The 2,534-nt window shown below is 34.5% G+C and carries 2 protein-coding genes; both read left to right on the top strand.

What is annotated here, in order from left to right; translation table 11 throughout:
• The first annotated feature begins 402 nt into the window (after window positions 1–402).
• Window positions 403–2,007 carry a magnesium transporter MgtE N-terminal domain-containing protein gene (locus DM84_RS05675; RefSeq protein WP_250779010.1) on the top strand — a complete coding sequence of 535 codons (1,605 nt, stop codon included), beginning with the start codon at window positions 403–405 and terminating at the stop codon, window positions 2,005–2,007.
• Between the two features lie 85 nt (window positions 2,008–2,092).
• A complete protein-coding gene (locus DM84_RS05670; RefSeq protein WP_250779008.1) occupies window positions 2,093–2,326 on the top strand; it encodes a hypothetical protein in 234 nt (77 codons plus the stop codon).
• Window positions 2,327–2,534 lie beyond the last annotated feature (208 nt).

Genomic DNA, 2,534 nt, shown 5'->3' with positions numbered 1-2,534 from the left:
GTCTTTTTTCTCTGTCTGGTAAATTTCTTAAATATTATAGCTTAGACTAGTTGCGCTTAAAAGCAGCTAAATTGCAGCGTTTAAGACATAAAAACGCCAATACTGAAAATAGACAACGGCCAGGGCTTCTTTTGCCTTTTTTTCCATTTAATAAATTTCTTAAACATAAAGGCTATTAAATGCGATCTCCGCAAGAAAGGGTGTCATGAAAGTAGCAGATACCTGCAACCGCAAGTGATCCGCAAATCACAATGTTCATGTATCGCGCTACTTGCATAGCAGAGCAATTCAGGCTCATGCGAATGATATCTGTTATTGCAATTATAGTATATACTAGTTTAGCAATAAATTGACTAATAGACATTATAATGTTGATAATTGTAAATTTATTGTGAGATTTTTATGAGTGAAAACAAACACGTTTTTGAGATAGTGCCAGGGAAACAGTTAGGAACAGCTTTGGAAATGTACAAAGGCAATAAAAGCGGTAATGTAATACGTGAGCTCCCCGATATCGAATATGGTAACCCTATTGATAAACCGAGAATTACTGAAGCTGCTTTTATACCGCTGTATGATAAAAGTGGTGAAATATTAAAATTACCAGTAAAATTTTGCACTAATGTTGGGCAGCATTCTGCTGCATCAGATATAGTAAAATGTATTGAAGAAAGGGAAGGAGATCTGAAAGCTCAATCTTATAGCTGTAAATGGAAAGAAGAATTAAGTAAATATGACACAAATTGCACTATATATGGGCAACGTCACAAACATGTAGTTGATCATGTAAACGATGAGAACTCTTTTGTATATCTTAATGACGAACTAGTAAATATAACATCTCAACGTTTTGCTGCTAGAGAGCCTCAAAGTCCACATCAATTGTACTGGCCACCTTTTCTTCTTGTACAACCTGCAAAGTACCAATACATAACACGAGATGAGAGCGGTAAATACTATTTTTCAGACAGAGAAGGAAATATTATCGACTCACCAGACAACGAAGTGTTGCAAAAAAGCATAGCACCTTGCAGTAGAGAAGAAGCAAAAGAAATAATAAGTAATGTACTATCTAATATATCAGATTATATATTATCATCAAATGTATTTATTAAATTCCTCGTTAAAGGTCTCTCAGATGAACAGCTAAAAACTTTTACTAATACTATCAATGATAAACAATTACAAGCTATAGCAAAGTATTTAACCGATGACCAGCTTCAAGCTTTAGTTGATCATTTTACCAATCACCAACTAGAAACTCTTGCTCAGGAATTAAATGAGACAAAACTGAAAATTATCGTTCCTACTTTAAATGAAGACCAACTTGGAAGTTTGGTGAGAGGATTGGAGCCAGATCAGGTAAAAAATCTTTTGCCTCACTTAAAGATGGATCAATTTAAAGTGTTTATTACAAGTTTAGATTATGAGCAGTTTACAGTGATTGTGAAAGACTTGGCTGAGCACCACCTGACAATACTTTCTAAAGAATTGGGAGTTGATCAGCTAAGAGCTCTAGTAAGTAGCCTGCAAGAAGATCAACTGAAAGATTTGGTTAATAAGCTGGATGATAGGCAGCTCGTAGCAATAGCTCAAGATTTAACTGACCCTAGCAGAATTAAAGTTATAATTGATTCCCTAATTGACCCTGAGAAACTTCAGATTCTTGCTCAGAATATGTCCGATGAACAATTTGCAAAACTTTTGAATGAGCTAAGCCCAAAAGATCTAAAGGATATTATTCACAAACTGCCTTATGAAAAAGTTATATCTGTGGTTGGTAACCTCGGCAGTAAAGATCAATCTAATGCTATTATTGAGATGTTGAAAGAGAAACTTGGGGAACAGAGTGAAAAACTGAAGGAGATTCTTGATAAAGTTGATCAGATGCGTCCTGAAGAGAGCGAAAAGATCTTTGAGAGTGTACCTAATATTTCTTCTCAAGGTTCCAATGATGAACTCATGGAAGCAATGACATATGTCCAATATCAACCCGAATATCTGTAAATTAGTGTTTATAAACCTAAAGAAAAAGCAGTATAGGGTTGAGAACTGGTTTAAAAATTTTTAACGATACTTTGGAGGTATTTGTATGCATAATAGTTTACAAAATGAAGCACAATTCTTGCAGGAAAATGAAGTTTATAGCAATATGGGAAACAGCACTAGTACACAACAAGAAGGTCAAATTGTAAAAAATATTGACTTTGTTACGCTAAAAACTGGTACTGATAAGGATGTAAAGGACTTAAAAAAGCGGCAAGTGGTTATACCGTTAAAAAAGCTGTCGGAAGTTAGTACAGGATATAAACAAAGAGATTGTTAGTATCCTAAATACTGAATTACAGACAGCACAAACTAAAATCCAATCTCTAAAAGACATTATTGGTGATAGTGAAGCAGGTTTAGTAAAGGATCTTGAAGACTTAAAAGAACAAGTAAATAACTTAACACCAGAGGAGGCACCCACTCATGTTAATCATACGCGTCAAGTTAAGAGATTGTGAGCAAATTTAGAGAAGTTAAGGTTGATA

This window comes from Wolbachia pipientis (assembly GCF_023661085.1).
In the GTDB taxonomy this organism is placed as follows: domain Bacteria; phylum Pseudomonadota; class Alphaproteobacteria; order Rickettsiales; family Anaplasmataceae; genus Wolbachia.
Note: the sequence above shows the minus strand (reverse complement) of the source record. Positions and strands in the feature narration are given on the sequence as shown.